At 66.8% G+C, this 24,252-nt stretch carries 22 protein-coding genes and 7 tRNA genes; 20 read left to right on the top strand and 9 right to left on the bottom strand.

All coding sequences use genetic code 11. From position 1 onward, the window contains the following. The first annotated feature begins 88 nt into the window (after positions 1-88). Positions 89-766, top strand: a complete 678-nt coding sequence (locus tag CFB41_RS10855; RefSeq protein ID WP_089440464.1) for a C40 family peptidase — start codon at positions 89-91, stop codon at positions 764-766. Between the two features lie 149 nt (positions 767-915). On the opposite strand, the gene CFB41_RS10850 is transcribed toward CFB41_RS10855, so the two are convergent. Then, a complete protein-coding gene (locus CFB41_RS10850) occupies positions 916-1,830 on the bottom strand; it encodes a patatin-like phospholipase family protein (protein ID WP_089425949.1) in 915 nt (304 codons plus the stop codon). A 279-nt stretch (positions 1,831-2,109) separates the two neighbouring features. On the opposite strand from CFB41_RS10850, the gene gltX reads away from it, so the two are divergent. The 9 genes from gltX (at position 2,110) to CFB41_RS10805 (ending at position 5,498) form a co-directional block, all read left to right on the top strand. Then, positions 2,110-3,519, top strand: a complete 1,410-nt coding sequence (gltX, locus tag CFB41_RS10845) for a glutamate--tRNA ligase (protein WP_089456440.1) — start codon at positions 2,110-2,112, stop codon at positions 3,517-3,519. Between the two features lie 128 nt (positions 3,520-3,647). Then, positions 3,648-3,723, top strand: a tRNA-Ala gene (locus tag CFB41_RS10840). Positions 3,724-3,861: 138 nt separating this feature from the next. Then, positions 3,862-3,937: transfer RNA gene (locus tag CFB41_RS10835), tRNA-Glu, on the top strand. A gap of 79 nt (positions 3,938-4,016) precedes the next feature. After that, a tRNA-Asp gene (locus CFB41_RS10830) sits at positions 4,017-4,093 on the top strand. 63 nt (positions 4,094-4,156) lie between these two features. After that, a tRNA-Glu gene (locus CFB41_RS10825) sits at positions 4,157-4,232 on the top strand. A 78-nt stretch (positions 4,233-4,310) separates the two neighbouring features. Continuing rightward, a tRNA-Asp gene (locus tag CFB41_RS10820) sits at positions 4,311-4,387 on the top strand. Positions 4,388-4,453: 66 nt separating this feature from the next. Further along, positions 4,454-4,529 (top strand) — tRNA-Glu (locus CFB41_RS10815). Positions 4,530-4,602: 73 nt separating this feature from the next. Further along, positions 4,603-4,679 (top strand) — tRNA-Asp (locus tag CFB41_RS10810). A gap of 354 nt (positions 4,680-5,033) precedes the next feature. Continuing rightward, positions 5,034-5,498: a GNAT family N-acetyltransferase gene (locus tag CFB41_RS10805; protein WP_027787064.1), complete on the top strand. Its 465-nt coding sequence runs from the start codon at positions 5,034-5,036 to the stop codon at positions 5,496-5,498. 26 nt (positions 5,499-5,524) lie between these two features. On the opposite strand, the gene CFB41_RS10800 is transcribed toward CFB41_RS10805, so the two are convergent. After that, positions 5,525-6,400, bottom strand: coding sequence for a helix-turn-helix domain-containing protein (locus tag CFB41_RS10800; protein ID WP_089456624.1), 876 nt, complete (start codon positions 6,398-6,400; stop codon positions 5,525-5,527). 258 nt (positions 6,401-6,658) lie between these two features. Between CFB41_RS10800 and CFB41_RS10795 the strand changes: the two genes are divergently transcribed. Then, positions 6,659-7,072, top strand: a complete 414-nt coding sequence (locus CFB41_RS10795) for a gamma-glutamylcyclotransferase (RefSeq protein WP_089440462.1) — start codon at positions 6,659-6,661, stop codon at positions 7,070-7,072. A 133-nt stretch (positions 7,073-7,205) separates the two neighbouring features. Here the strand turns inward: CFB41_RS10795 and aceB are convergent, their stop codons facing one another. Further along, positions 7,206-8,798, bottom strand: a complete 1,593-nt coding sequence (gene aceB, locus CFB41_RS10790) for a malate synthase A (protein ID WP_089440461.1) — start codon at positions 8,796-8,798, stop codon at positions 7,206-7,208. Between the two features lie 67 nt (positions 8,799-8,865). Beyond that, positions 8,866-9,627: a haloacid dehalogenase type II gene (locus tag CFB41_RS10785; protein WP_039342629.1), complete on the bottom strand. Its 762-nt coding sequence runs from the start codon at positions 9,625-9,627 to the stop codon at positions 8,866-8,868. Positions 9,628-9,781: 154 nt separating this feature from the next. Here CFB41_RS10785 and CFB41_RS10780 point away from each other — a divergent pair, with 154 nt between their 5' ends. Both CFB41_RS10780 and CFB41_RS10775 read left to right on the top strand, forming a co-directional pair. Continuing rightward, the gene (locus CFB41_RS10780) at positions 9,782-10,687 is read left to right on the top strand and encodes a LysR family transcriptional regulator (RefSeq protein ID WP_089456439.1); all 906 of its coding nucleotides are present in this window, start codon (positions 9,782-9,784) and stop codon (positions 10,685-10,687) included. Positions 10,688-10,846: 159 nt separating this feature from the next. Further along, positions 10,847-11,281 (top strand): universal stress protein, encoded by a 435-nt coding sequence (locus tag CFB41_RS10775; protein ID WP_031399397.1) that lies wholly within the window; start codon positions 10,847-10,849, stop codon positions 11,279-11,281. Between the two features lie 199 nt (positions 11,282-11,480). On the opposite strand, the gene aceA is transcribed toward CFB41_RS10775, so the two are convergent. The 3 genes from aceA to CFB41_RS10760 all read right to left on the bottom strand — a co-directional run bounded on the left by aceA (position 11,481) and on the right by CFB41_RS10760 (position 15,378). Continuing rightward, complete coding sequence (aceA, locus tag CFB41_RS10770) at positions 11,481-12,788, bottom strand: isocitrate lyase (RefSeq protein ID WP_089456438.1); 1,308 nt, start codon at positions 12,786-12,788, stop codon at positions 11,481-11,483. A 411-nt stretch (positions 12,789-13,199) separates the two neighbouring features. Further along, positions 13,200-14,750, bottom strand: coding sequence for a DEAD/DEAH box helicase (locus CFB41_RS10765; RefSeq protein WP_089440458.1), 1,551 nt, complete (start codon positions 14,748-14,750; stop codon positions 13,200-13,202). Positions 14,751-15,108: 358 nt separating this feature from the next. After that, positions 15,109-15,378 (bottom strand): acyl-CoA-binding protein, encoded by a 270-nt coding sequence (locus CFB41_RS10760; protein WP_031399394.1) that lies wholly within the window; start codon positions 15,376-15,378, stop codon positions 15,109-15,111. Positions 15,379-15,526: 148 nt separating this feature from the next. Between CFB41_RS10760 and tsaB the strand changes: the two genes are divergently transcribed. Genes tsaB through CFB41_RS10740 form a run of 4 tightly spaced genes read left to right on the top strand, consistent with a single transcriptional unit; the run spans position 15,527 to position 18,777 of the window. Beyond that, positions 15,527-16,294, top strand: a complete 768-nt coding sequence (gene tsaB, locus CFB41_RS10755) for a tRNA (adenosine(37)-N6)-threonylcarbamoyltransferase complex dimerization subunit type 1 TsaB (protein WP_089456437.1) — start codon at positions 15,527-15,529, stop codon at positions 16,292-16,294. Further along, a complete protein-coding gene (gene rimI, locus CFB41_RS10750; protein ID WP_089440456.1) occupies positions 16,291-16,791 on the top strand; it encodes a ribosomal protein S18-alanine N-acetyltransferase in 501 nt (166 codons plus the stop codon). The genes tsaB and rimI overlap by 4 nt, the downstream gene beginning before the upstream one ends. Further along, positions 16,778-17,815, top strand: a complete 1,038-nt coding sequence (locus tag CFB41_RS10745; RefSeq protein ID WP_089456436.1) for a uracil-DNA glycosylase family protein — start codon at positions 16,778-16,780, stop codon at positions 17,813-17,815. Before rimI ends, CFB41_RS10745 begins: the two co-directional genes overlap by 14 nt. Then, positions 17,812-18,777, top strand: coding sequence for a DUF1853 family protein (locus tag CFB41_RS10740; RefSeq protein ID WP_089456435.1), 966 nt, complete (start codon positions 17,812-17,814; stop codon positions 18,775-18,777). The genes CFB41_RS10745 and CFB41_RS10740 overlap by 4 nt, the downstream gene beginning before the upstream one ends. An 18-nt stretch (positions 18,778-18,795) precedes the next feature. On the opposite strand, the gene thiD is transcribed toward CFB41_RS10740, so the two are convergent. Continuing rightward, entirely contained in the window at positions 18,796-19,605 is an 810-nt protein-coding gene (gene thiD / locus CFB41_RS10735; protein ID WP_089456434.1) for a bifunctional hydroxymethylpyrimidine kinase/phosphomethylpyrimidine kinase, read from the bottom strand. Between the two features lie 58 nt (positions 19,606-19,663). After that, positions 19,664-20,971 carry a lysophospholipid transporter LplT gene (gene lplT, locus CFB41_RS10730; RefSeq protein ID WP_089456433.1) on the bottom strand — a complete coding sequence of 436 codons (1,308 nt, stop codon included), beginning with the start codon at positions 20,969-20,971 and terminating at the stop codon, positions 19,664-19,666. A gap of 218 nt (positions 20,972-21,189) precedes the next feature. Between lplT and alr the strand changes: the two genes are divergently transcribed. The 3 genes from alr (at position 21,190) to CFB41_RS10715 (ending at position 24,061) form a co-directional block, all read left to right on the top strand. Further along, positions 21,190-22,260, top strand: a complete 1,071-nt coding sequence (gene alr, locus CFB41_RS10725) for an alanine racemase (RefSeq protein WP_089440451.1) — start codon at positions 21,190-21,192, stop codon at positions 22,258-22,260. A gap of 11 nt (positions 22,261-22,271) precedes the next feature. After that, positions 22,272-23,648, top strand: coding sequence for a DNA repair protein RadA (radA, locus tag CFB41_RS10720; RefSeq protein WP_089456623.1), 1,377 nt, complete (start codon positions 22,272-22,274; stop codon positions 23,646-23,648). Between the two features lie 146 nt (positions 23,649-23,794). Continuing rightward, positions 23,795-24,061, top strand: coding sequence for a DUF2866 domain-containing protein (locus tag CFB41_RS10715; RefSeq protein ID WP_039342663.1), 267 nt, complete (start codon positions 23,795-23,797; stop codon positions 24,059-24,061). Positions 24,062-24,252 lie beyond the last annotated feature (191 nt).

Raw genomic sequence — 24,252 nt, 5'->3', positions numbered from 1 at the left:
ATTTGTTTTGACAAACGATTACGCGCTGGCTAGTATCGACCGAAATTTTCCGCCAATCAGCTGATTTTTAAGCACATTCCATCGACCAATGCAGCATCGATCCCTGACCCAGGCATGCGCGCGCACCATCGCCGGGCTGTTCATCGGCGCCCTGTTCGCAGCAGCACCCGGCGCTTTCGCCGACGAAGTCAGCAGTTTTAACCAGAATGTCACGAATTCGACGCAGAACGCGTCGAGTGCCTCCCTCCAGCAGACCAGCGCACAGCCGTCGTCGAGCGGCGGCGCGAAGTCGTTCCTCGCGGGCATGGCCGGCAAGGCGGGCGACGTGGTCGTCGGCGCGCTGAACATGATCGGCGTGCGTTATCGCTGGGGCGGCAACTCGCCGGATTCGGGCCTCGACTGCAGCGGCTTCGTGCGCTACGTGTTCCAGGACACCCTCGGCATGTCGCTGCCGCGTCGTGCGGAAGAGATGAGCCGCGTCGGCGAGAAGGTGAGCATGAGCAACCTCAAGCCGGGCGACCTCGTGTTCTTCAACACGATGCGCCGTACGTTCTCGCACGTCGGCATCTACATCGGCGACAACAAGTTCGTGCACTCGCCGTCGACGGGCAGCACGATCCGCGTCGACGATCTCGATAGCGGCTACTGGGAAAAGCGTTTCACCGGCGCGCGCCGGCTCGAATCGGAGTTCCCGATGAAGCCGGAAGACCTGCGTCAGCGCGTGCGCGCGACGATCGGCGACGATTCGGCGAACGGCAACAACTGACGTTCGACGGCCGGTCCGGCCGGATCGAAAAAAACCCTGTCACCGAAAGGCGGCAGGGTTTTTTGTTTTGGGGCGGCGCGAACGGCCGGCTGAAAACCGTTGCGCCGTTGGCGGGCCGGCGACGCGCGCCGGCCTGCGCGTCGCGTGCGTTACGCGGCCGCCACGCCGCGTGCAGCCGCGAGCTTGCGCTGCAGTTCCGGCATGATCCGCGCGACGGCTTCCTCGCCCGCGAGAATCGCCGCGTTGCGCTGGTTGAAGTCGCTGCCGCCCATCGCGTTGAGGTTCGGGCGAATCACGACGTCCGCGTACTTGTCGAGCTCGTAGGTCTTGATCGTCTGGCCCATGATCGTGAAGGTCTGCAGCAGCATCTCGATCGGGTTGTTGGTTGCCGCGCCGTCCGGCCGGGACGAGATGTCGACCGCGATCACGAAGCTCGCGCCCATCTTGCGCGCATACGACGCCGGCACCGGGCTCACGAGGCCGCCATCCACATACTCGCGGTTGCCGATCTTCACCGGCTCGAACACCGACGGCACGCTGCACGATGCGCGCACCGCGAGCCCCGTATTGCCTTGCTGGAACAGGATCGGCTGGCCGTTTTGCAGATCGGTCGCGACGATGCCGAGCGGCTTCGCCATCTTCTCGATCGGCCGGTTGTTGAGTGTCTTGTTCAGGAAGTTCTGCAGCGCCACGCCTTGCAGCAGCCCGCGCGAGCGGAACGGCAGCGCCCAGTCGCTGATCGCCGCCTGGTCCATGTCGAGCGCGATCTTGTTGATCTGAAGGGCGCTCATGCCCGATGCATAGAGTGCGCCGACCACCGAGCCCGCGCTCGTGCCCGCGACGATCTCGATCGGGATGCCGCGCGCCTCGAGCGCCTTCAGCACGCCGATGTGCGAGAAGCCGCGCGCGGCGCCGCCGCCGAGGGCGATGCCGATCTTCACCGGCTTTTCCTGTGGCAGTGCGGCGCCGGGGCGGGATTTGTCGCCGAACGACGTACAGGCGGCGAGGCTGGCGGACGCGGCGGCGATCGTGAAGTGGCGGCGCGACAGGCGAGGGGACGACATCGAATGGTTCTCCGGCGGCTTGGCGGCGGGTGTCACGGCCCGCGGCGGCGATAGGTTCCGAGCGGCCGCGCAGCGGTTCCGTGCGGCCGGCGCCGCGCCGGCTGGCGGCCGCGGCGCGCACATCATAAAGCAAGCGGCGCGCTTGGCGCGATGTCCGGCGCGAGTATAATTCCGGCTTCTTTCCCGTTCCGGGCGTCGCCGGCCCCGTTGCTGTCCGGGCTGCCGCCGTCGATCCCGCGTCGAATCATTCATGCGCCCCAGGCGTTCGAGTTACCGTTTATGACCCGTCCTGTCCGTACCCGCTTCGCGCCGAGCCCCACCGGCTTCATCCACCTCGGCAACATCCGCTCCGCACTCTATCCGTGGGCGTTCGCCCGCAAGATGAAGGGCACGTTCGTGCTGCGCATCGAGGATACCGACGTCGAGCGCTCGTCGCAGGAAGCGGTCGATGCAATTCTCGAAGGGATGCAATGGCTCGGCCTGGATTTCGACGAAGGCCCGATCTACCAGATGCAGCGGATGGACCGCTATCGCGAGGTGCTCGCGCAGATGCTCGAGAAGGGTCTCGCGTACCCGTGCTACATGTCGGCCGAGGAGCTCGACGCGCTGCGCGAACGCCAGCGCGAGGCCGGCCTGAAGCCGCGCTACGACGGCACGTGGCGTCCGGAACCCGGCAAGGTGCTGCCGGAGCCGCCGGCGGGCGTGAAGCCGGTGCTGCGTTTCCGCAATCCGTTGACCGGAACGGTCGTGTGGGACGACGCGGTGAAGGGGCGTGTCGAGATCTCGAACGAAGAGCTCGACGACCTCGTGATCGCGCGCCCGGACGGCACGCCGATCTACAACTTCTGCGTGGTGGTGGACGACATGGACATGGGCATCACGCACGTGATCCGTGGCGACGACCACGTGAACAACACGCCGCGCCAGATCAACATCCTGAATGCGCTCGGCGGCGAGCCGCCCGTCTATGCGCACCTGCCGACCGTGCTGAACGAGCAGGGCGAGAAGATGAGCAAGCGGCATGGCGCGATGAGCGTGATGGCGTATCGCGACGCGGGCTTCCTGCCTGAAGCCGTCGTCAACTATCTCGCGCGCCTCGGCTGGTCGCACGGCGACGCGGAGATCTTCTCGCGCGAGCAGTTCGTCGAATGGTTCGATCTCGAGCATCTCGGCAAATCGCCCGCGCAGTACGACCACAGCAAGCTGAGCTGGCTGAACGCGCATTACATCAAGGAAGCCGACAACGCACGCCTCGCCGAACTGGCGAAGCCGTTCCTCTCCGCCCTCGGCATCGACGATGCGGCGATCGCGACGGGCCCTGCGCTCGAAGCGGTGGTCGGGCTGATGAAGGATCGTGCGACGACGGTCAAGGAGATCGCGGAAGGCGCCGCGATGTTCTATCGTGTGCCGGCACCGGAAGCCGATGCGCTCGCGCAGCACGTGACCGATGCGGTGCGTCCGGCGCTGGCCGATCTCGTCGCCGCGCTGAAGGCGGCCGACTGGACGAAGGAGGCCGTGTCCGCCGCGCTGAAGTCGACGCTCGGCACGCACAAGCTGAAGATGCCGCAACTGGCGATGCCGGTGCGTCTGCTGGTGGCGGGTACGACGCATACGCCGTCGATCGATGCGGTGCTCGTGCTGTTCGGCCGCGATGTCGTGGTGTCGCGCATCGAGGCGGCGCTGGCCTGAGGTTCTAGGGCGAGCGAAGCTGCCCGTGCGTGACATCGCGGCAGCTTCGCAAAAAATTTCGCTCGAATCGCAAAAAGGGTATTTACAAGTTCAAAGTAGCTCCATATAATCTCATTTCTGTTCTGCAAGGGGGTATAGCTCAGCTGGGAGAGCGCTTGCATGGCATGCAAGAGGTCAGCGGTTCGATCCCGCTTACCTCCACCATCAGAACAAGCTGAGTTGATTTGCGAAGCACGGGTAGTAATAAATGCTTCACAAAATGATTTAAAGCAGTTAGAATTTCGGCCTTCGCTGTTGATTGAAAAGTGAATAGCGAAAGTCAGACAAATCTGAAAAGATTTTGTCCCCTTCGTCTAGAGGCCTAGGACATCACCCTTTCACGGTGAGTACAGGGGTTCGAATCCCCTAGGGGACGCCAGATTCAGCGGCGTTTCGTAGAAATGTCGCAACGCTTGCAGGAACGTAACCGACGTCCTGCGGGTGAGGGTAAGAAAGCTGGAGCGGTAGTTCAGTCGGTTAGAATACCGGCCTGTCACGCCGGGGGTCGCGGGTTCGAGTCCCGTCCGCTCCGCCAGAACGAAGCCCGTTCAAGACGTTTTTGAGCGGGCTTTTGTATTAAGGATGTAAGCAGTACGTTGTCCCCTTCGTCTAGAGGCCTAGGACATCACCCTTTCACGGTGAGTACAGGGGTTCGAATCCCCTAGGGGACGCCAGATTCAGCGGCGTTTCATCGAAGTGTCGCAACACCTTCAGGAACGTGACGATGTCCTGCAGGTGTGAGCAAGAAAGCTGGAGCGGTAGTTCAGTTGGTTAGAATACCGGCCTGTCACGCCGGGGGTCGCGGGTTCGAGCCCCGTCCGCTCCGCCAGAACGAAGCCCGTTCAAAGAACGATTTTTGAACGGGCTTTTGCATTAAAGATGTAAGCAGTACGTTGTCCCCTTCGTCTAGAGGCCTAGGACATCACCCTTTCACGGTGAGTACAGGGGTTCGAATCCCCTAGGGGACGCCAGATTTCGGCGTCGTTCGAACAAACGATGCGCCGGCAGGAAGTAACCGACGCCTGCCAGGCAAGTAGCAAGACTGGAGCGGTAGTTCAGTCGGTTAGAATACCGGCCTGTCACGCCGGGGGTCGCGGGTTCGAGTCCCGTCCGCTCCGCCAAAAAATGAAGAAGCCCGCCTTGTGCGGGCTTTTTCATTTGCATCGTCTGTTGCGCCCGCTTGCGGGCGCGTGACTGCGGAGTGGAGGAAGCTGCCTGCGCAGCTACCGGCGGGACTCGAAGGGCTGCGCTTGCAAGCGCAGCCGCGGCCTGCAGGATGTAGGCGAGTCCCGTCCGCTCCGCCAAAAAATGAAGAAGCCCGCCCTGTGCGGGCTTTTTCATTTGCATCGTCCGTTGCGCCCGCTTGCGGGCGCGTAACCTCCGGTCATCCGGCGTCGAGCCGCTACGAGAAATCCGCGATTGCATCCGCACGCGACTGCGCTATCGTGGCGGGATGCGTTCTTGACCCCTGCGCGATGCTCGATCCGACCGACCTGCGACTCCTGTATCAGCTCCGGCCCGCGGAGGCTGGCGATTTTCCGTTTGCCGAGGCGCTGACGCACGGCAACATGGGCGGCTACTACAAGCGCCATGGGCTCGTGTGGCGCAGCGACCTGTTCTACGCGAGCTGGCGCGAATCCGAGAACTTCATCCTCGAGGCCGATGGCGAGCGCATCGGCGTGCTGCGCGTGACCGAGGAAGGCGACTCGCTGCACATCCGCGACGTGCAGATCGCGGCCGGTCATCGCGGGCAGGGCGCCGGCACCTACATGCTCGACATGTCGCACCGCTGGGCGCGTGCGCGCGGGCTGCACGAACTGCAACTGCGCGTGTTCGTCGACAATCCGGCCGCGCGGCTCTACCTGCGCATGGGCTATCAGGTTGCCGGGTCGCGACTCGCGCAACTGGGCTCGATCCGCCACATGGTGCGACCGGTCTGAAGTCCTGACGACATGAAGCGACGCGTTCAGCGGGCAGCGTCGATCGCGTCGTCGTCCGGGGTTTCGTCGTCCGCGCGGCTGCCTTCCGGGCCGCGGTGCTCATAGCCGCGCAGCATGAATGCGCGCGGGCTTTCGCCGAATGCACGCCGGAACATCGCCGAAAACGCGCTCTGGCTCTGGTAGCCGAGTTCGCGCGCGATATGCGACAGCGGGCGCCCCTGGTTCAGCAGCGGAATGGCTCGCGCGAGGAGCGCCTGCTGGCGCCACTGCGAAAAGCTCACCCCCAGTTCCTGCTTGAAGAGCCGCGAAATCGTGCGCGTGCTCGCGCCGACCTCGCTGGCCCAGTGCTCGAGCGACTCCGCATGGGCCGGATGCGCGAGGACCGATTCGCACAGCATGCGCAGCCTTTTTTCGTCGGGCATCGGCACCGCGAGCGGCAGCGGCTCGGCGTGACTCAGCTCATCGAGCACGAGCCCGCACAGCAGGCGCTCGCGCGTGGTGCTCAGGTCGCGCGCGTCGAGTGCGACGATCAGTTCGCGCAGGAGCCCCGTCACTTCGACGACGCGGCACGCGTCGAGCCCGTCCGGCACGATCGACGCGTCGATATACAGCGTGCGCAAATACGCCTCTTCGACGATCACGACCTCGTGCGTCACGCTCGGCGGCACCCAGATCGCGCGGGATGGCGGCACCATCCAGGTCGTGCCGGTCGTCGCGACGCGCAACACGCCGCGCGACGCGTACGCGAGCTGCGCCCACGCATGCGTATGCAGCGGGATGCGGTGGCCGGTATCGACCTGCCGCGCGCGCACGCGCATCGGATGGACGGCGGTCGGCGCGAATTCGGGCGGAATGTCGATGACGTACGGGTTCGGTACGTCGGCTTGGAACGGCGGGTTCATGGACGATTCGGGCAGCGCGGCGGCGATGCCGTTATTGTAGAAGGCGCCGCGAAAGTGCATGCGGCGGTTTGTCGGGCGATCATGCCGCGTTCAAATGAACTTTGTGTGGGGCTCCGGCGATTTCCGGACTTCCCCGGGGCCGGGCGCGCTGGCGGGCTCGAACCATCCGGCCGGTATCGTGGTCTATCGATGCGCGGGCGATATCGCCACGCATCGCCTGCGAACACGGCACCCTACGAATCAAAGAGGAGAACCACGATGCGCTACGTATTCGTCTACGGCACCCTGAGAAACGGGGAGGCCAACGACATCGGCCACGCGGCCGCCAGGCACGGGATTGCCGCGCCGACGCTGCTCGGTGCCGCCGCGCTGCCGGGCGAACTGTACGATTTCGGTACATATCCGGGAATGATTGCCGGGTCGGCCGGCAAGTCGCTGGTGTGGGGCGACGTCTACGAGGTCGACGACCGGCTCGTTCCCGTGCTCGACGAGATCGAGCGCGTCTATCCGGGCGTCGACTCGCTGTTCAAGCCGGAAGACGTGACCGTCGAGCTCGGCGGGCGGCAGTACGCGTGCCTTTACTATCCGGTCGCCGCGCACGCGATTGCCGGGCGTCCGCGCATTGCGTCGGGCGACTGGGTTCAGCACCGGCGCGAGCGGGAAGCCGTCTGACCGGTTGCGCGGCAGCCGCGGTAGCGGCCTGCCGCAAAAAGAAAAAACGCCCCGTGGGGCGTTTTTTTGATGCCGTCATCGCATGCGACCGGCGCCGACGCAGGGCCGGCCCCGGTCGAGGCGGGCAGCGACGTCAGATTTCCTCGTACAGCGGCAGCGTCAGGAATTCGGTGAAGCCTTCCGACGTCGACATCTGCTCGAAGATCGCCGCGGCGCGCTCGTACGGCTGCGTGTTGCCGCCGACCGAGCGCTTCACGTTGTCGAGCTCGGCCTTCGAGAGTTCACGCACGAGTTCGGCGGTGACCTTGCGGCCGTCGTCGAGCACGCCCTTCGGCGAGCGGATCCATTGCCACACCTGCGAACGGGAGATTTCGGCCGTGGCCGCGTCTTCCATCAGGTTGTGGATCGGCACGCAGCCGTTGCCGTCGAGCCATGCGCCGAGGTAGTGGATGCCGACGTTGATGTTGTTGCGCAGGCCGGCTTCGGTGATCGGCGCTTCCGGCTGGAAGTCGAGCAGGTTCTTGCCTTCGACCTGCACGTCGTCGCGCTGCTTCGCGATCTGGTTCGGCTTGTCGCCGAGCACCTTCACGAACTCTTCCATCGCGATCGGCACGAGGCCCGGGTGGGCCACCCAGCCGCCGTCGTAGCCGTCGGTCGCGTCGCGCTGCTTGTCCGAGCGCACGCCGCCCATCGCCTTGTCGTTCGCTTCGGGATCGTTCTTGATCGGGATCAGCGCGCTCATCCCGCCGATCGCCGGCGCGTTGCGCTTGTGGCAGGTCTTCAGCAGCAGCAGCGCGTACGCGCGCATGAACGGCACCGTCATCGTGATCTTCGAGCGCTCGGCGAGGCAGAAGTCGCGGTCGTTCTTGAACTTCTTGATGGCCGAGAAGATGTAGTCCCAGCGGCCGGCGTTCAGGCCCGAGCTGTGTTCGCGCAGTTCGTACAGGATTTCGTCCATCTCGAACGCGGCGAGGATCGTCTCGATCAGCACCGTCGCGCGGATCGTGCCGCGCGGCACGCCGACGCCTTCCTGCGCGGCGACGAAGATGTCGTTCCACAGGCGCGCCTCGAGATGGCTTTCCATCTTCGGCAGGTAGAAGTACGGGCCCGAGCCGCGCGCGAGCAGTTCCTTCGCGTTGTGGAACAGGAACAGCGCGAAATCGAAGATGCCGCCGGACACGCGCTGGCCGTCGACCGTCACGTGCTTCTCGTCGAGGTGCCAGCCGCGCGGACGCACGATCAGCGTGGCGACCTTGTCGTTCAGCCGGTACGACTTGCCGTTCTGCTCGAGCGAGATCGTGCGGCGCACCGCGTCCTTCAGGTTGATCTGGCCGTCGATCTGGTTCGTCCAGCTCGGCGCGTTCGAATCCTCGAAGTCCGTCATGTACGAATCGGCGCCCGAGTTCAGCGCGTTGATGATCATCTTGCGCTCGACGGGGCCGGTGATCTCGACACGGCGGCATTGCAGGTCGGCCGGCAGCGGCGCGACCTTCCAGTCGCCTTCGCGGATCGCCTTCGTCTCGGCCAGGAAGTCGGGGCGCTCGCCCGCGTCGAGGCGTTTCGTGCGCTCGACGCGCGCCTGCAGCAGCGCCTGGCGGCGCGGCTCGAACGTGCGGTGCAGCGCGGCGACGAGTGCGAGCGCTTCAGGCGTCAGGATTGCTTCGTAACCCGGCTTGATTTCGCCGGTGATCGCCATGCCTTGCGGCAGCGTGATCGGGGTGCTCATGAGTCTCATCTCCTTGGTCGGTCAGTTGCGGTTTCGGTGAAGGGGGAAGGCGGCAGCGCTGCGAACGTCATGCACCCGGGCCGGGGCGCGTGCGGTTTGCGGGTCTGCCGGACGGAGCCGGGGTGGCGAGGAATGCGAGCAGGTCGGCCATGCCGGTGCCGGTGCCGTCGGGCGGCGCGCCGAGTTCCTCGGCGGGCGCGCCCGTGCGGTTGAGCCAGAACGTCGTGTAGCCGAACCAGACGGCGCCGGCGACGTCCCACGCGTTCGACGACACGAACACGATGCCGCGCCGGTTCGGTCCGAACGCGTCGGTGCCGAGCGCGTAGGCGGCCGGGCTCGGCTTGTACGCGCGCACGGTGTCGGCCGACAGCACGCGATCGAACAGCCCGGACATGCCGGCGCTCTTGATCGCGATGTCGAGCATCTGTGGCGTGCCGTTCGACAGGATCCCGAGCGGCGGGCGCGGGTCGAGCGCGCGCAGCTTGCGCAGCGCCGGCACCGTATCGGGATAGGTGGACAGGCACGCGTATTCGTCCATCAGCCGCTTCTCGGCCGCGCTGTTCAGCGCGAGCCCGAGCCGGCGCGCGGCGAACCGCAGCGCGTCGAGCGTGATGTCCCGGAACGGGCGATAGCGGGCGCCGGCCGGATCGGCGAGCGTGCGCAGTTGCGAGTATTCGATTTGCTTGCGTCGCCACAACTGCGACAACCGTTCCCCGTGACCGGGAAACATCTGTTCCGCCGCGGCCAGGACCGCACGCACGTCGAACAACGTGCCGAATGCGTCGAAGAGGATGGCGTCGGGAGAGGAGAGTGTCGTTGTGGCCGACATAGCCTTGCGCTCCAGTTTCAGAGGTCAGGTGAATTCTATTCGTGATCGTATGTGCTAAAAAAGACGCTAAACATCACTTGATCTTTTACTTTTATCTACCTAATCTTGAGCGGTTTAAGCTAGTTGAAGGGTGGCGGCGCCGCCCGTGCGAGTCATGGACCGGTTCAAGCAGATCGAAACGTTCGCCGCGGTCGCGGCAAAGGGCAGCCTGTCGGCGGCCGCGCACGCGGAAGGTGTCGCGCCGGCGATCATCGGCCGCCGGCTCGACGCGCTGGAGGAGCGGCTCGGCGTGAAGCTGCTGGTGCGCACGACGCGCAAGCTCACGCTGACGTTCGAGGGTTCGGCGTTCCTCGAGGATTGCCAACGCGTCATCAACGACATGCAGAACGCGGAGGCGAGCGTGTCCGCCGGCGGCGTCAAGGCGAGCGGCCACCTGCGCATCTCGGCGCCGGCCGGCTTCGGCCGGCGGCACGTCGCGCCGCTCGTGCCCGAATTCAGCGTCGGGCATCCGGATGTATCGGTCACGCTCGACCTGTCCGACCGCATGGTCGACCTCGTCAACGAGGGGTTCGATTGCGCGGTGCGGCTCGGCGAGCTGCCCGACTCGTCGCTCGTGTCGCTGAAGCTCGGCGAGAATCGCCGCGTGTGTGTCGCTTCGCCCGCGTATTTGGCTCGACGCGGCACGCCGGTCACGCTCGCCGATCTGGTGCGGCACAACTGCCTCGCGCTCGCGGCAAACGCGAACCAGCAACGCGGCTGGACATTCCAGGAGGACGGTAAGGTCGTGTCGATCCGCGTGAACGGCACGATGGAATGCTCGGACGGCGCGGTGCTGCACGAGTGGTGCCTCGCGGGCCACGGCCTGGCGTGGCGTTCGTGGTGGGAGGTCGGCGAGGACATCGCGGCCGGCCGGCTCGTCAGCGTGCTCGACGCATTTGCGGCCCCGCCGATCGGCATTCACGCGGTGTTTCCGCAGCGCCGGCATCTGCCGTTGCGCGTGCGGCTGTTTCTCGATTACCTGAAGCACACGTACGAGCAGCCCGGATATTGGGGCGAGTAGGCCGCGCGTGCCCGCGTGTTTCCGATATGAGGGCGAACCCGCTGCGCAGCCCGGCCGCGTGCTTTCACGTCCTACAATCGAAACAGGCATGCCCCACGCGACGCAGCCGGACCGCCCGGAAGCGCGGCGCGCGGAGTGCGATTGACGAAGGAGGGCGCGATGTTCCGGCACATCCTCGTTCCAACCGACGGTTCCGAACTGTCGCAGAAGGCGATCGACGGCGCGATCGACCTGGCGCGCGCGGTCGGTGCGCGGGTCACGGCCTACGCGTGCCTGCCGCAGTATCCGTACTCGCCGTTTTCCGAAGTGATCATCGAGCCGCCCGCCGATTTCCGGGCGCGCAGTGAGCGCGAGGCGCGTGCGCACCTCGACGAGGTCGAATCGGCCGCGAAGGCGGCCGGCGTCGATTGCGACACCTGGACGAGCGTGCATCCGTCGCCGTATCTCGGCATCATCGAGGCGGCCGAACGCGGCGGCTGCGACGTGATCTTCATGGCGTCCCACGGACGCCGCGGGCTCGGCAGCTTGCTGATCGGCAGCGAGACGCAGCGCGTGCTGACCCATACGAAAATTCCGGTGATCGTGTATCGGTAGGGCGGCGCCCTGGAAAAAGGGCGCGCCGGACGGAGCCGGCGCGCGTCGTTGCTGGCGGCCCGCAGGCCGCGCGGCCGGTCGCGCGATCGGTATCGCGCGCCTGCCGTCTCCTCCCTGATTGTTGTTCGGTGGCCGATGCCGCGCCGTCGCGAGACGGGGCGGGCATCGGCATGACGCGTGGCGCGTCGTGCTTTGCGGCTTACGCGACCTTCTTGCCGTCGAAGAACTGCTCGTCTTCGGTCGAGCCGTGCAGCGCGGTGGTCGATGCTTCGCGCTCGACCGTCTGCGTCACGGCGTCGAAGTAGCCGGTGCCGACTTCGCGCTGGTGCTTGACCGCCGTGAAGCCCTTGTCCGCTGCCGCGAACTCGGCCTGCTGCAGTTCGACGAACGCGCTCATCTGCGTGCGGGCATAGCCGTGCGCGAGGTTGAACATCGAGTAGTTCAGCGCATGGAAGCCGGCCAGCGTGATGAACTGGAACTTGTAGCCCATCGCGCCGAGCTCCTTCTGGAACTTCGCGATCGTCGCGTCGTCGAGGTTCTTCTTCCAGTTGAACGACGGCGAGCAGTTGTACGACAGCAGCTTGCCAGGGAACTGCTTGTGGATCGCTTCCGCGAACTTCTTCGCGTACTCGAGATCCGGCTTGCCCGTTTCGCACCAGACCAGGTCGGCGTACGGCGCGTACGCGAGACCGCGCGAGATTGCCTGTTCGATGCCCGGCTTCGTGCGGAAGAAGCCTTCCACCGTGCGCTCGCCCGTCAGGAACGGCTTGTCGTTGTCGTCGACGTCGGACGTGATCAGGTCGGCTGCTTCCGCGTCGGTGCGGGCGACCAGCACGGTCGACGTGCCCATCACGTCGGCCGCGAGACGCGCTGCCGACAGTTTCGCGACCGCTTCACGCGTCGGCACCAGCACCTTGCCGCCCATGTGGCCGCACTTCTTCACCGAAGCGAGCTGGTCCTCGAAGTGCACGCCCGACGCGCCGGCTTCGATCATCGCCTTCATCAGTTCGAACGCGTTCAGCACGCCGCCGAAACCGGCTTCCGCATCGGCGACGATCGGTGCGAAGAAGTCGACATAGCCTTCGTCGCCCGGGTTCTTGCCCTCCGACCACTGGATCTGGTCGGCGCGCGTCAGCGTGTTGTTGATGCGCTTCACGACGAGCGGCACCGAGTTTGCCGGGTACAGCGACTGGTCCGGGTACATTTCGCCCGCGACGTTCGCGTCGCCGGCCACTTGCCAGCCGGACAGGTAGATCGCCTTCAGGCCGGCCTTCACCTGCTGCATCGCCTGGTTGCCGGTCAGTGCGCCGAGTGCGTTGACGAACGGCTCGTTGTTGACGAGGCTCCACAGTTTTTCCGCACCGCGCTTCGCGAGCGTGTGCTCGATCGGGATCGAACCACGCAGGCGGACCACGTCCTCGGCCGAGTAGCTGCGCTTGATGCCCTTCCAGCGCGGATCGGTTTCCCATTGCTGCTGCAGTTCCTGTGCCTGTTGCTGTCGCGACATGATGAGCTCCTTGATGCGGTGCGATGCCTGATGGGTTGACTCTGACGGTGTTGAGGCTGTTCTCGAAGCCGGGAGCGGTGCGTTCCGGTTCGTGAGGTCTTGTATAAGAGTCTAGGCAAATCGACTGGAGCAGGACAGGGGGCGGGCTGACGGGTGGGATAAATTTTTAGTCGTTTTAAATCAATATCTTGAAATCACAATTTCGGGATAAGAAATGCTTTTTTCCATCCCGCAATCGCCCCGGTTGTGCCGCGCAGCATGATTTTTTACGACACAAAAAAATTTTCCGCATCGTGAAATGAGAAGCGGGACGAAAAAAAACCGGCGCGGATGCGCCGGTTGGCTGGATGGGCAGGGCGGTGTTCCGCAAGTCTGCCCTTCGTGGGGCGGCCGATGGCCGCCCGTGCGTCCTTACGACGCGGAGTTGCTACGACGCGGGCCGCCGCTGCGCTGGCCGTCGCGACGCGGGCCGCCGTCACGGCTGCCGCCCGGCTTGCCGCTCCAGCCGCCGCCATTGCCGCCGCCGTAGCTGCGGCCGTTGCCGTTACCGTTGCCGCCATAACCGCCGCCCGGCTTGCCGCCGAAACGACGACCGCCGTTGCCGCCGCCCGGACGGCCACGGCCGCCGGTGCCGCCGTTACGCGGGGGCGCCTTGCGCGGCTCGAAGCCTTCGATCACGTTGACGGGCAGCGGCGCGCGCACGAAACGCTCGATGCGCTTGAGCGCACCTTGCTCGGCGTGGTGCACGAGGCTCACTGCCGTGCCCGAACGGCCTGCACGGCCCGTACGGCCGATACGGTGCACGTAGTCTTCCGCGAACTTCGGCAGGTCGTAGTTGAACACGTGCGTGATGCCCGGGATGTCGATGCCGCGTGCCGCGACGTCGGTGGCCACCAGCACGCGCACACGTCGCTCGCGCAGCGCACGGATCGTGCGGTTACGCGCGCCTTGCGGCAGGTCGCCGTGCAGCGCGGCCGATTCGAAGCCTGCGTCGGCGAGACGGCCGGCGAGCTGGTCGGCGTCGATCTTGGTCGCCGTGAAGATGATCGCCTGGTCGAGCGCGCCGTCGCGCAGCAGGTGATCGAGCAGGCGATCCTTGTGGTCGCGGTCGTCGACGTAGTGCACGGTCTGCGCGATGTTCGCGCGCGACTCGAGGCGCTGCTGGATCTCGATACGTTCCGGATCCTTCAGCAGGCGGCTCGTCAGCGAACCGATCTTGCCGTCGAGCGTGGCCGAGAACAGCATCGTCTGGCGCGACTCGGGCGTGGCGGCGACGATCGTTTCGATGTCGTCGATGAAGCCCATGTCGAGCATGCGGTCGGCTTCGTCGAGCACGAGCATCTTCAGCTCGGACAGGTCGATGCGGCCGCGCTCGAGGTGGTCGAGCAGACGGCCCGGCGTGGCGACCAGGATTTCCGGGTTCTTCGCGAGCAGCATCAGCTGCTGGCCGTAGGCGACGCCGCCGAGGATGCTGACCGTGCGCAGGCGCTTCAGGTGCTTGCCGTAGGTCGTTGCGGCCGTGGTGACCTGCATCGCGAGTTCACGGGTCGGCGTCAGCACGAGCAGGCCCGGGCGCGCGACGGGTTGCGGGCGGCGCGCACGGCGGTCGCCCTGGTTCGGTTCGCGCGGCGCGCGCGGTTGCTGCGCCTGCGCTTTCTGGAGCTGCGCGAAACGTTCGATCGCGGGCAGCATGAATGCGGCGGTCTTGCCCGAACCGGTCGGGCTCGAGACCAGCAGGTCACGGCCGGCGATGCCGGCCGGAATCGCGCGCTGCTGGACCGGCGTCGGCTTCACGTAGCCGGCGGCCTGCAGCGCGGAGACGATCTCCGGCGACAACCCGAGCGACGCGAAGTTCGGCTCGTCCGACGCCGGTTCGACCGCGGCCGGTACGGCGGCGTCGTCGAGACCGAGCGCCTGGTCGGCGATCGCGTTGAGCGGGCTGGAGTTGATGCTCGAAGTCATAACAATCCTTGAAACACAGTGGGTGAAACGTCGGCGCCAATCGCGCATACCCAAGTCGTCGGATTCAGCGAGCAAATCGGGAAACGGGTGCAATCCGCCGAACCTTCGGCGGATGAGGCATTAGAAGCTGTTTTGGGTGCGGCGCGCTTCTGGAGCGAGGCCGCCAGCCTAGTTGACGACCGCAAGGGTCGAAGCAGGAGGGGACAGGTTCTAAACCGGATTGGAGCTTAACGCTACGAGGCGTCAGGCCGGAACGGCTTGCGAGCCGAGCGCGGAAGATGACGCAGGCAGCATTATAAAGAGATTTGCTGCGCTGCGCCACTGATTTGATTGCCTATTGCGGCAGGGGGCGATTCGGTCAGGAAGCCGTGCCGTTCTTCAGCGATTCGACGAGTTCGATGTACTGCTGCTTCGCCGCATCCTGCGACGTGCCCTTCAGCGCGTCCCAGGCGTCGTACTTGTATTTGCCGACGATGTCGGTGAAGCCCGGCTTGTCGCCATGGGCGTCGCCGTCGGTCGCCTGCTTGAAGAGCGCGTACAGGCGCAGCAGGGTCAGGTTGCCCGGACGTTCCGTCAGTTGCTTGACGTCGATCTGGGCCTGGTCGAATTGGGCGGTGAGGTCGCTCATCGGGTGTCTCCGTAAGGGTTTCAGGTCGGGCGATCTTAACAAGCGGACCGCCGCGCGGGGTCGAGCGATCCTTCCAAACCGCCGCCCGGTGCGGCGCGCATGCACGGATCGGGCCCGATCGCCCGTGGGAGCGGGGCGCCGCATTACAATGTCGCCCATGACGCAAACAGTGCTCCTCGCCATCGATACGTCGACCGAATACTGCTCGGTCGCGCTGCTGCGCTCGGCCCATGCCGATGACGCCGTTTCCACCCCGCAAACCTGGGTCCGCCACGAGCTGACGGGCGCCGTGTCGAGCACGCGCGTGCTGCCAGCCATCCAGGCGCTTTTCGCTGAATCGGGGCTGACGCTCGCCGATTGCGACGCGATCGCGTTCGGCGCGGGCCCCGGCTCGTTCACGGGCCTGCGCACCGCGACGGGCATCACCCAGGGTCTCGCGTTCGGGCGCGGGCTGCCGGTCGTGCCGATCGGCACGCTGCTCGCGTGCGCCGAGCACGCGCGGCTGCGCGCGCCTGGCACGACCCGCGTGCTGGCCGCGCTGGACGCGCGGATGGACGAAGCCTACTGGGCGGATTTCGCGTGGGACGACAGCACCGGCGACTGGCGTACGCTGCATCCGGCCTCGCTCGACGCGCCGGGCGCCGTCGGCGTGCCCGATGTGCCGTTCACGCTCGCGGGCAATGCGGCCGCTGCGTTCGGCGCGCAGTTGCCGGCTGCGGCGCGCGCGGCCGTGATCGACGGCGACGCCATGCCGCATGCGCTGGCGGTTGCCCATGCCGCGCTGCGTGCGTTCCGCGCCGGCCGCGCGGTGCCGGCCGATCAGGCCGCGCCGGAGTACGTGCGCGACAAGGTCGCACAGACCACCGCCGAGCGCGTCGCGGCGCGGGCCGCGCAGACGGGCGGAGCGAAGGGATGACGGGCGTACTGCTGAGCGACCGCTATCTGGCGCCGATGACGGATGCCGATCTCGACGAGGTCGTCGCGATCGAGCACGTCGCGTACGAATTCCCGTGGAGCCGCGGCAACTTCGAGGATTCGTTGCGCAACGGCTATCTGGGCGTGTGCCTGCGGCACGTGACGGGTTCGCTGATCGGCTATTGCGTGCTGATGCCCGTGGTCGACGAGATGCACCTGCTGAACCTGTGCGTCGCGCCGGCCGCGCAGTGCGCGGGCGCGGGCCTGGCGCTGCTGCGCGAGGCCGTGCGCATTTCGCGCGCGGAAGGGCTCGACGGCGTGCTGCTCGAGGTGCGGCCGTCCAATCCGCGCGCGATCCATCTGTACGAGCGTTTCGGCTTCGTGACGATCGGCCGGCGCAAGAATTATTACCCGGCGAAGCATCGCAGCCGGGAGGACGCGATCGTGATGCGTTTGACGCTGAACAAGGACGAAGGGGACGCGCATGGCATGGGCTGAAGCGGCGCTCGAGGAAATGGGCCTCGCGCAGATCTGGGTGCGGCGCGGGCAAGGCGCGGGTGAAGGCACGGACGAGGGCGCGGCAGCCGAAGCGCACGCCGCCGCGCAAACCGGCGCGGTGGACGCCGCACCGGCCGCCGCGACCGGGCGACCTGCGCGGACTGCGCGTCCGCCGGTGCAGGACGACGCATCGCCGGCAATGGCGCGGAGCGCCGATGCGTCGGCGGCTCGCACGCCGGCCGCTGTCCCGTCGCGGCGCGTCGACGGCGGCGAACGCGCGCCCGCACCGGTGACGGCGGTCGCGTCGGCCAACACGATGCCGCCGATGGACGACATGCCGCCTGCCGGACCCGACGATTTCGCGTGGTTCGATGCGGCGCCGCCGGGCGATCCCGTGCCGATGGCCGAATCGCGTCCCGTCGGTACGCCGGTTGCCGCGCTCGACTGGGATGCGCTGGCCGTACGCGTGGCCGACTGCACGCTGTGCGGTCTGTGCGAGAAGCGGACCAACACCGTGTTCGGCGTCGGCGACCGCGAAGCGGACTGGATGCTGATCGGCGAGGCGCCGGGCGAGAACGAGGACAAGCAGGGCGAGCCGTTCGTCGGCCAGGCCGGCAAGCTGCTCGACAACATGCTGCATTCGCTGTCGCTCAAGCGCGGCGACAACGTGTACATCGCGAACGTGATCAAGTGCCGGCCGCCCGGCAACCGTAATCCGGAGCCGGACGAGGTCGCGAGCTGCGAGCCTTATCTGCAGCGCCAGGTCGCGCTCGTGAAGCCGAAGTTGATCGTCGCACTCGGCCGCTTCGCCGCACAGACGCTGCTGAAGACGGACGCGAGCATTGCGTCGCTGCGCGGCCGCGTGCACGCGTACGAAGGCGTGCCGGTGATCGTGACCTACCATCCGGCGTACCTGTTGCGCAGCCTGCAGGACAAGTCGAAGGCGTGGGCCGACCTGTGCCTCGCGCGCGACACGTTCCGGCGGGCAGAAGGCGGCGACGCGAACGGGCCGGCCGGGCAATGACGACCGGCGCGGCGTGCGCATTCGTCGATACGCTGCACGACGTCGCGGTTCGGGATCTGGGCTGGCTGCTGGCCAGCCCGAGCCTGCTCACCGCGGTGCCGGACGCGCCGCTGGCACGCCCGTGGCTGGATCCAGCCGGACAGTCGGCCGTCGAAGCATGGCTCGCCGCGCTCGATGCGCAGCCCGAGCCGCTGCATCGCGCGCTCGACGGATTCCGGCCCACCCGGCTCGGCCGTTACGCCGAATGCCTGCTCGAGTATTTCCTGACGCACGGGCCGTCGCTGCGGCTCGTCGCGGCCAATCTGCCGCTGCGCAGCAACGGCAAGACGCTCGGCGAAGTCGATTTCCTCGTCGACGCACCGGACGGGCAGCGCCTGCACTGGGAACTCGCGGTGAAGTGCTACCTGTGCGCGCCGGTGCAAGCCGGCGCATCGCTTGCCGATTTCGTCGGCCCGAACCTCGTCGACCGGTTCGACCGCAAGCGCCGCCGGTTGCTCGAGCACCAGCTGCGGCTCGGCGATCGCGACGGGTTTGCGCGCCTCGGCTACGGCGCGCCGTCCGATGCGCAGATGTTCATCAAGGGCTGGTTGTTCTATCCGCACGGCGCGCCGCTGCCGCCGGTGTCCGCGGAAATCGCGCCGGATCACCCGCACGGTTTCTGGCTCACCCACGCGCAGTGGCCGGCCTGGGCGGCCGAGCAGGGTGCCGACGTTGCATGGAGCGTGTTGCCGCGGCTTGCGTGGCTGGCGCCGCGACGGGCTGCCGCCGGTAGCGGATTCGACCCCGACATGCTGGCGGCCACGCTGGAATTGCCGCCGGTGTTGACGACGCGCGAGGCGCCCGCGCTGATCGGCATCCATGAAAAGGGTAGTGACGGCACGTGGCGCGAGACGGCGCGCGGCTTCGTCGTGCCGGACGACTGGCCGGTGCGCGCCCAGGCATTCGCGGCGCAGGATCACTGACGCCGCGTCAGCAGGCGCTCACCACCAGCGATGGAAGTGATGGACGGGGCCGACGCCGTGGCCGACGTCGAGGTGGCCGCTCGCGGCGATCGCGCTGGTCAGGTAGGTCTTGGCTTCGCGCACCGCGCTTTCGAGGTCGGGCTGCTGCGGCAGCAGCGCGGCGATCGCCGACGACAGCGTGCAGCCGGTGCCGTGCGTGTTGCTGACAGGCATGCGTGCGCCGTCGAGCCGCACGGTGCGGGTCGCTTCGACGAGCCAGTCGGGGCTCGCGGACGCGTCGGGCAGGTGGCCGCCTTTCATCAGCACGGCGCGCGCCCCCGTCTGTAACAGTGCCTGACCTTGCCGGACCATGTCGTCTTCCGTGGTTGCGGGCGCATCGTTCAGCAGCGCGGCTGCTTCGGGCAGATTCGGCGTCACGACCGTCGCGAGCGGCAGCAGCGCATCGCGCAACGCGTCGACGGCATCGGGTGCGAGCAGCGCGTGCGCGCTCTTCGAGATCATCACCGTGTCGAGCACGACGAAGCGCGGCGTGTAGCGCCGCAGCGCGTCGGCGACCGCGTGCACGATCGCCGCGTTCGCGAGCATCCCGATCTTGACCGCATCGATGCGGATGTCGCCGAACACCGCGTCGAGTTGCGCGGTCACGAACGCCGCGTCCGGCGCATGCACGCCCGTCACGCCGCGCGTGTTCTGCGCGGTCAGCGCGGTGATCACGCTCGCGCCGTACGCGCCGAGCGCGGAGAAGGTCTTCAGGTCGGCCTGGATGCCGGCGCCGCCGCCCGAATCGGAGCCGGCGATCGTCAGGATGTTGGGTATCGGGTGCGTCATGAGGGCAACGCGCCGGTTCGAGGACCGGCGCCGGCAGACGGAAACGGGAAGTGTAGCGTCAGTGCCGCGATTCGCCGATCAGCGCGACCGAGTCGAACTGGCGCTGGTTCGCCTGGTGACGGCGCATCACGAGCCACATCGTCAGGCAGACGAACGTGCCGAACAGCACGATCACGACGCCGACCGGCACGTCGAGCCACACGAGTACCGCATACAGGCACAGCATCACGAGCACCGACAGGTTCTCGTTGAAGTTCTGCACCGCGATCGAGTGGCCGGCCGACAGCAGCACGTGGCCGCGATGCTGCAGCAGCGCGTTCATCGGAACGACGAAGTAGCCGGACAACGCGCCGACGCACATCAGGAAGATGTACGCGATGATCAGGTACACGGGCATGCGCAGGTGGCCGAAGTGCACGGCCCAGTGCGACGGGAACAGGTCGCGCGTGTAGAACGCCATCAGCATCACCGCGATGCCCATGATGATGCCGACGGGCAGCACGGTCAGCGACTTCTTCAACGGGATTCGGGCGGCGGCGGCGATTGCGCCGGCCGCGACGCCCACGGCGACCACGGCCTGCAGGATCGCGCCTTCCGACAGCGACATGCCGAGCGACACTTCAGCCCACTTCAGCACGATGAACTGCAGCGTCGCGCCCGCGCCCCAGAACAGCGTCGTGACCGCCAGCGAGATCTGGCCGAGCTTGTCGCGCCACAGCACCATGAAGCAGTCGGCGAAATCCGTGAGGAGCTTGACCGGGCCGCGTTCCTGCTTCGGGTAGCGGGCGCCCGTATCGGGGATGCGCAGGTTGAACAGCGCGGCGATCACGTAGATCGCCATGATGATCGCCATCGCCGATTCGGCGGGCGTGCCGATCCAGGCCGGCGTGTGCGCGATCACGTGCGATGCGATGTGCGGGCTGATCAGCGCCCCGCCCAGCACGGTGCCGAGGATGATCGAGCTGACGGTCGTGCCTTCGATCCAGCCGTTCGCGGCGACCAGCCGGTCGGCCGGCAGCAGCTCGGTGAGGATGCCGTATTTCGCGGGCGAGTAGGCCGCCGCGCCGAACCCGACGATCCCGTACGCAATCAACGGATGGGCGCCGAACAGCATGATCATGCAGCCGACGACCTTGATCGAGTTGGTGATGAACATCACGCGGCCCTTCGGGCGCGAATCCGCGAAGGCGCCGACATAGGCCGCCAGCACCACATAGGACAACACGAAGAACAGCTTCAACAGCGGTGTCATCCAGTTGGGGGCGTGGAGGTCTTTCAGCAGGGCGATGGCGGCGATGAGGAGCGCATTGTCGGCCAGCGACGAGAAAAACTGCGCGGCCATGATGGTGTAAAAACCTTTTTTCATCTGATGCGATGCTTTCGTCGCTGCGGCAGGGCCGCGTAGGCCGCCTGGTATGCGATCGGCTTATTCCGTTCGAAATGGGTTGTGCGCACGGCTTTATAACATGAAAATACGCCAACTCGGACTAGCAAGATTCCCCGATCGTTCCGCAAATTGTCGGCTTCAGTGCTCAAAAGGCGCGGTAAGCTGATGATTCGCAAGCGTCTTTACGTAAATTTCCCATGCCGCGCCCGATCTCCGCCACCATCCATACCGCCGCTCTCGCGAACAATCTCTCCGTCGTCCGCCGCTTTGCCGGCCCGTCCAAGGTCTGGGCGGTCGTCAAGGCCAACGCGTACGGTCACGGTCTCGCGCGTGTGTTTCCCGGCCTGCGCGGCACCGACGGCTTCGGCCTGCTCGACCTCGACGAGGCCGTCAAGCTGCGCGAGCTCGGCTGGGCCGGCCCGATCCTGCTGCTCGAAGGGTTCTTCCGGTCGACCGACATCGACGTGATCGACCGCTACAGCCTGACGACGACCGTCCACAACGACGAGCAGATGCGGATGCTGGAAACGGCGCGGCTGTCGAAGCCCGTCAACGTGCAGCTCAAGATGAACAGCGGGATGAACCGGCTCGGCTACGTGCCGGAAAAATACCGCGCCGCATGGGAGCGCGCCCGCGCGTGCCCCGGCATCGGCCAGATCACGTTGATGACCCATTTTTCGGATGCGGACAACGAGCGCGGCGTCGCCGAGCAGCTCGCGACGTTCGAGCGCGGTGCGCAAAGCATTGCCGGCGCGCGCAGCCTCGCGAACTCCGCGGCCGTGTTGTGGCACCCGGATACCCACTTCGACTGGGTGCGCCCGGGGATCGTGCTGTACGGCGCGTCGCCGTCCGGGCTGTCGTCCGACATCGCCGATACCGGGCTGAAGCCCGCGATGACGCTCGCGTCCGAGCTGATCGCGGTGCAGACGATCGGGAAGGGCCAGGCCATCGGCTACGGCTCGACGTTCTCCGCGCAGGCGCCGATGCGGATCGGCGTGGTCGCGTGCGGTTACGCGGACGGCTATCCGCGGGTCGCGCCCGAAGGCACGCCCGTGATCGTCGACGGCATCCGCACGCGGATCGTCGGTCGCGTATCGATGGACATGATCACCGTCGACCTGACCCCGTGCCCGCAGGCCGGCGTCGGCGCGCGCGTCGAGCTGTGGGGCAACGCGCTGCCGATCGACGACGTCGCCCGCCATTGCGGCACGATCGGCTACGAGCTGATGTGCGCGGTTGCCGGCCGCGTGCCCGTGCGAGCGGAATAAGGGCGTTGCGCGTGGCCAAACAGAAAACCGTATACGTCTGCAGCGAGTGCGGCGGACAGACCCCGAAGTGGCAGGGGCAATGCCCGTCGTGCCAGGCCTGGAACACGCTGGTTGAGTCGGCTGCCGAATCGCCGTCGGCCCACCGATTCCAGTCGCTTGCGAAGCGGGCGCCCGTCCAGCGTCTCGTCGACATCGAAGCGGCCGACGTGCCGCGCTTCTCGACCGGCATCGGCGAATTCGATCGCGTGCTCGGCGGCGGGCTGGTTCCGGGCGGCGTCGTGCTAATCGGCGGCGATCCGGGCATCGGCAAGTCGACGCTGCTGTTGCAGTCGCTCGCGGACATCGCGAGCGAGCGGCGCGCGCTCTATATCAGCGGCGAGGAATCGGCCGCGCAGATCGCGTTGCGCGCGCAACGGCTTGCGCTGCTCGACGGCGGTGCGCCGGCGGATGAGCTGAAGCTGCTCGCCGAGATCCAGCTCGAGAAGATCCAGGCCGCGATCGACACGGAACGGCCGGACGTGGCCGTGATCGACTCGATCCAGACCGTCTATTCGGAAGCGCTCACGTCGGCGCCGGGCTCGGTCGCGCAGGTGCGCGAGTGCGCGGCGCAGCTCACGCGTATCGCGAAGCAGTCGGGCACCGCGATCATCATGGTCGGGCACGTGACCAAGGAAGGCAACCTGGCCGGCCCGCGCGTGCTCGAGCACATCGTCGACACGGTGCTGTACTTCGAAGGCGACACGCATTCGTCGTTCCGGCTCGTGCGCGCGTTCAAGAACCGCTTCGGCGCGGTCAACGAGCTCGGCGTGTTCGCGATGACCGAGCGCGGGCTGCGCGGCGTCGCGAATCCGTCCGCGCTGTTCCTGTCGCAGCACGAGCAAGTCGTGCCCGGCTCGTGCGTGCTCGTCACGCAGGAAGGCACGCGCCCGCTGCTCGTCGAAATCCAGGCGCTCGTCGATACGGCGCACGTGCCGAACCCGCGCCGGCTCGCGGTCGGCCTCGAGCAGAACCGGCTCGCGATGCTGCTCGCGGTGCTGCACCGGCACGCGGGCATCGCGGCCTTCGACCAGGACGTGTTCCTCAATGCCGTGGGCGGCGTGAAGATCACCGAGCCGGCCGCCGACCTCGCGGTGCTGCTGGCGATCCATTCGTCGATGCGCAACAAGGCGCTGCCGAAGGGGCTGATCGTGTTCGGCGAAGTCGGGCTGGCGGGCGAGATCCGGCCGTCCCCGCGTGGGCAGGAGCGACTGCGCGAGGCGGCGAAGCTCGGTTTCACGTCCGCGCTGATCCCGAAGGCGAATGCGCCGAAGCAGCCGATCGAAGGGTTGAACGTGATGGCCGTCGATCGGCTCGAACAGGCGATCGATCGCGTGCGCGATCTCGAGTGACCGGCCCGGCAGCCGCCCGGGCCATGCGTGCGGACGATCTGTCACGTAATTCGCTGTAAAGAAGATGTAGGGTTATGTAACCCGACGGACATCGCTTTTCCCTATCCTTTGCCGGATTGTCGAACCGCGCAATGCGAAGGGATCCTATGTTGAAATCGTATGGGGAAGCGCCGAGCGGACGCCTTTACAACCTGCGTGGCTGCCGCGTGTCGGAGCCGATTCGCCAGCCCTGGGGCGGCGGATGCCGGATCGTCGAATGGATCGACGACGAGGGGCGCCTGGCGCGCAAGGTCGTGTCCGAGGACGTGACGGAAGCGGAAGTCGCCGCGGCGATCCGGCGGCCGACCGAAGGGCGCCGGCACCTGATGGGCGACGACGAGCAGATGCCGCGCGACACGTTGCCGCGACGCTGAGCCGGCAACTCGGCGAATCGGGTGATTGCGGTAATGAATGAACAGGCCGGGCCGGCGCGCCCGGCCTTGTCATATCTGGGCCCGCCGAGGGCCGGATGGCCTGTGGAGGTGCTGCGATGCCGAGGGGGGGCGGGGCGCGGTGCGGCGCCAGCCGGCACGCCGGGCTGGCCGGCGTATCGGCCGGCCGCGCC

It is taken from the genome of Burkholderia sp. AU33803 (assembly GCF_002223095.1).
Classification (GTDB): Bacteria; Pseudomonadota; Gammaproteobacteria; order Burkholderiales; family Burkholderiaceae; genus Burkholderia.
This window is presented reverse-complemented; position numbering and strand designations above follow the sequence as displayed.

Bases quoted from the DNA above. Each gene is read 5' to 3' on its own strand.
- CFB41_RS10715 (WP_039342663.1), top strand. From the start codon at position 23,795: ATGTTGAAATCGTATGGGGAAGCGCCGAGCGGACGCCTTTACAACCTG.
- CFB41_RS10795 (WP_089440462.1), top strand. From the start codon at position 6,659: ATGCGCTACGTATTCGTCTACGGCACCCTGAGAAACGGGGAGGCCAAC.
- thiD (WP_089456434.1), bottom strand. From the start codon at position 19,605: ATGACGCACCCGATACCCAACATCCTGACGATCGCCGGCTCCGATTCG.
- CFB41_RS10775 (WP_031399397.1), top strand. From the start codon at position 10,847: ATGTTCCGGCACATCCTCGTTCCAACCGACGGTTCCGAACTGTCGCAG.
- CFB41_RS10740 (WP_089456435.1), top strand. From the start codon at position 17,812: ATGACGACCGGCGCGGCGTGCGCATTCGTCGATACGCTGCACGACGTC.
- CFB41_RS10785 (WP_039342629.1), bottom strand. From the start codon at position 9,627: ATGTCGGCCACAACGACACTCTCCTCTCCCGACGCCATCCTCTTCGAC.
- rimI (WP_089440456.1), top strand. From the start codon at position 16,291: ATGACGGGCGTACTGCTGAGCGACCGCTATCTGGCGCCGATGACGGAT.
- aceB (WP_089440461.1), bottom strand. From the start codon at position 8,798: ATGAGCACCCCGATCACGCTGCCGCAAGGCATGGCGATCACCGGCGAA.
- CFB41_RS10780 (WP_089456439.1), top strand. From the start codon at position 9,782: ATGGACCGGTTCAAGCAGATCGAAACGTTCGCCGCGGTCGCGGCAAAG.
- CFB41_RS10855 (WP_089440464.1), top strand. From the start codon at position 89: ATGCAGCATCGATCCCTGACCCAGGCATGCGCGCGCACCATCGCCGGG.
- CFB41_RS10800 (WP_089456624.1), bottom strand. From the start codon at position 6,400: ATGAACCCGCCGTTCCAAGCCGACGTACCGAACCCGTACGTCATCGAC.
- alr (WP_089440451.1), top strand. From the start codon at position 21,190: ATGCCGCGCCCGATCTCCGCCACCATCCATACCGCCGCTCTCGCGAAC.
- CFB41_RS10760 (WP_031399394.1), bottom strand. From the start codon at position 15,378: ATGAGCGACCTCACCGCCCAATTCGACCAGGCCCAGATCGACGTCAAG.
- aceA (WP_089456438.1), bottom strand. From the start codon at position 12,788: ATGTCGCGACAGCAACAGGCACAGGAACTGCAGCAGCAATGGGAAACC.
- lplT (WP_089456433.1), bottom strand. From the start codon at position 20,971: ATGAAAAAAGGTTTTTACACCATCATGGCCGCGCAGTTTTTCTCGTCG.
- gltX (WP_089456440.1), top strand. From the start codon at position 2,110: ATGACCCGTCCTGTCCGTACCCGCTTCGCGCCGAGCCCCACCGGCTTC.
- CFB41_RS10805 (WP_027787064.1), top strand. From the start codon at position 5,034: ATGCTCGATCCGACCGACCTGCGACTCCTGTATCAGCTCCGGCCCGCG.
- CFB41_RS10850 (WP_089425949.1), bottom strand. From the start codon at position 1,830: ATGTCGTCCCCTCGCCTGTCGCGCCGCCACTTCACGATCGCCGCCGCG.
- CFB41_RS10745 (WP_089456436.1), top strand. From the start codon at position 16,778: ATGGCATGGGCTGAAGCGGCGCTCGAGGAAATGGGCCTCGCGCAGATC.
- CFB41_RS10765 (WP_089440458.1), bottom strand. From the start codon at position 14,750: ATGACTTCGAGCATCAACTCCAGCCCGCTCAACGCGATCGCCGACCAG.
- tsaB (WP_089456437.1), top strand. From the start codon at position 15,527: ATGTCGCCCATGACGCAAACAGTGCTCCTCGCCATCGATACGTCGACC.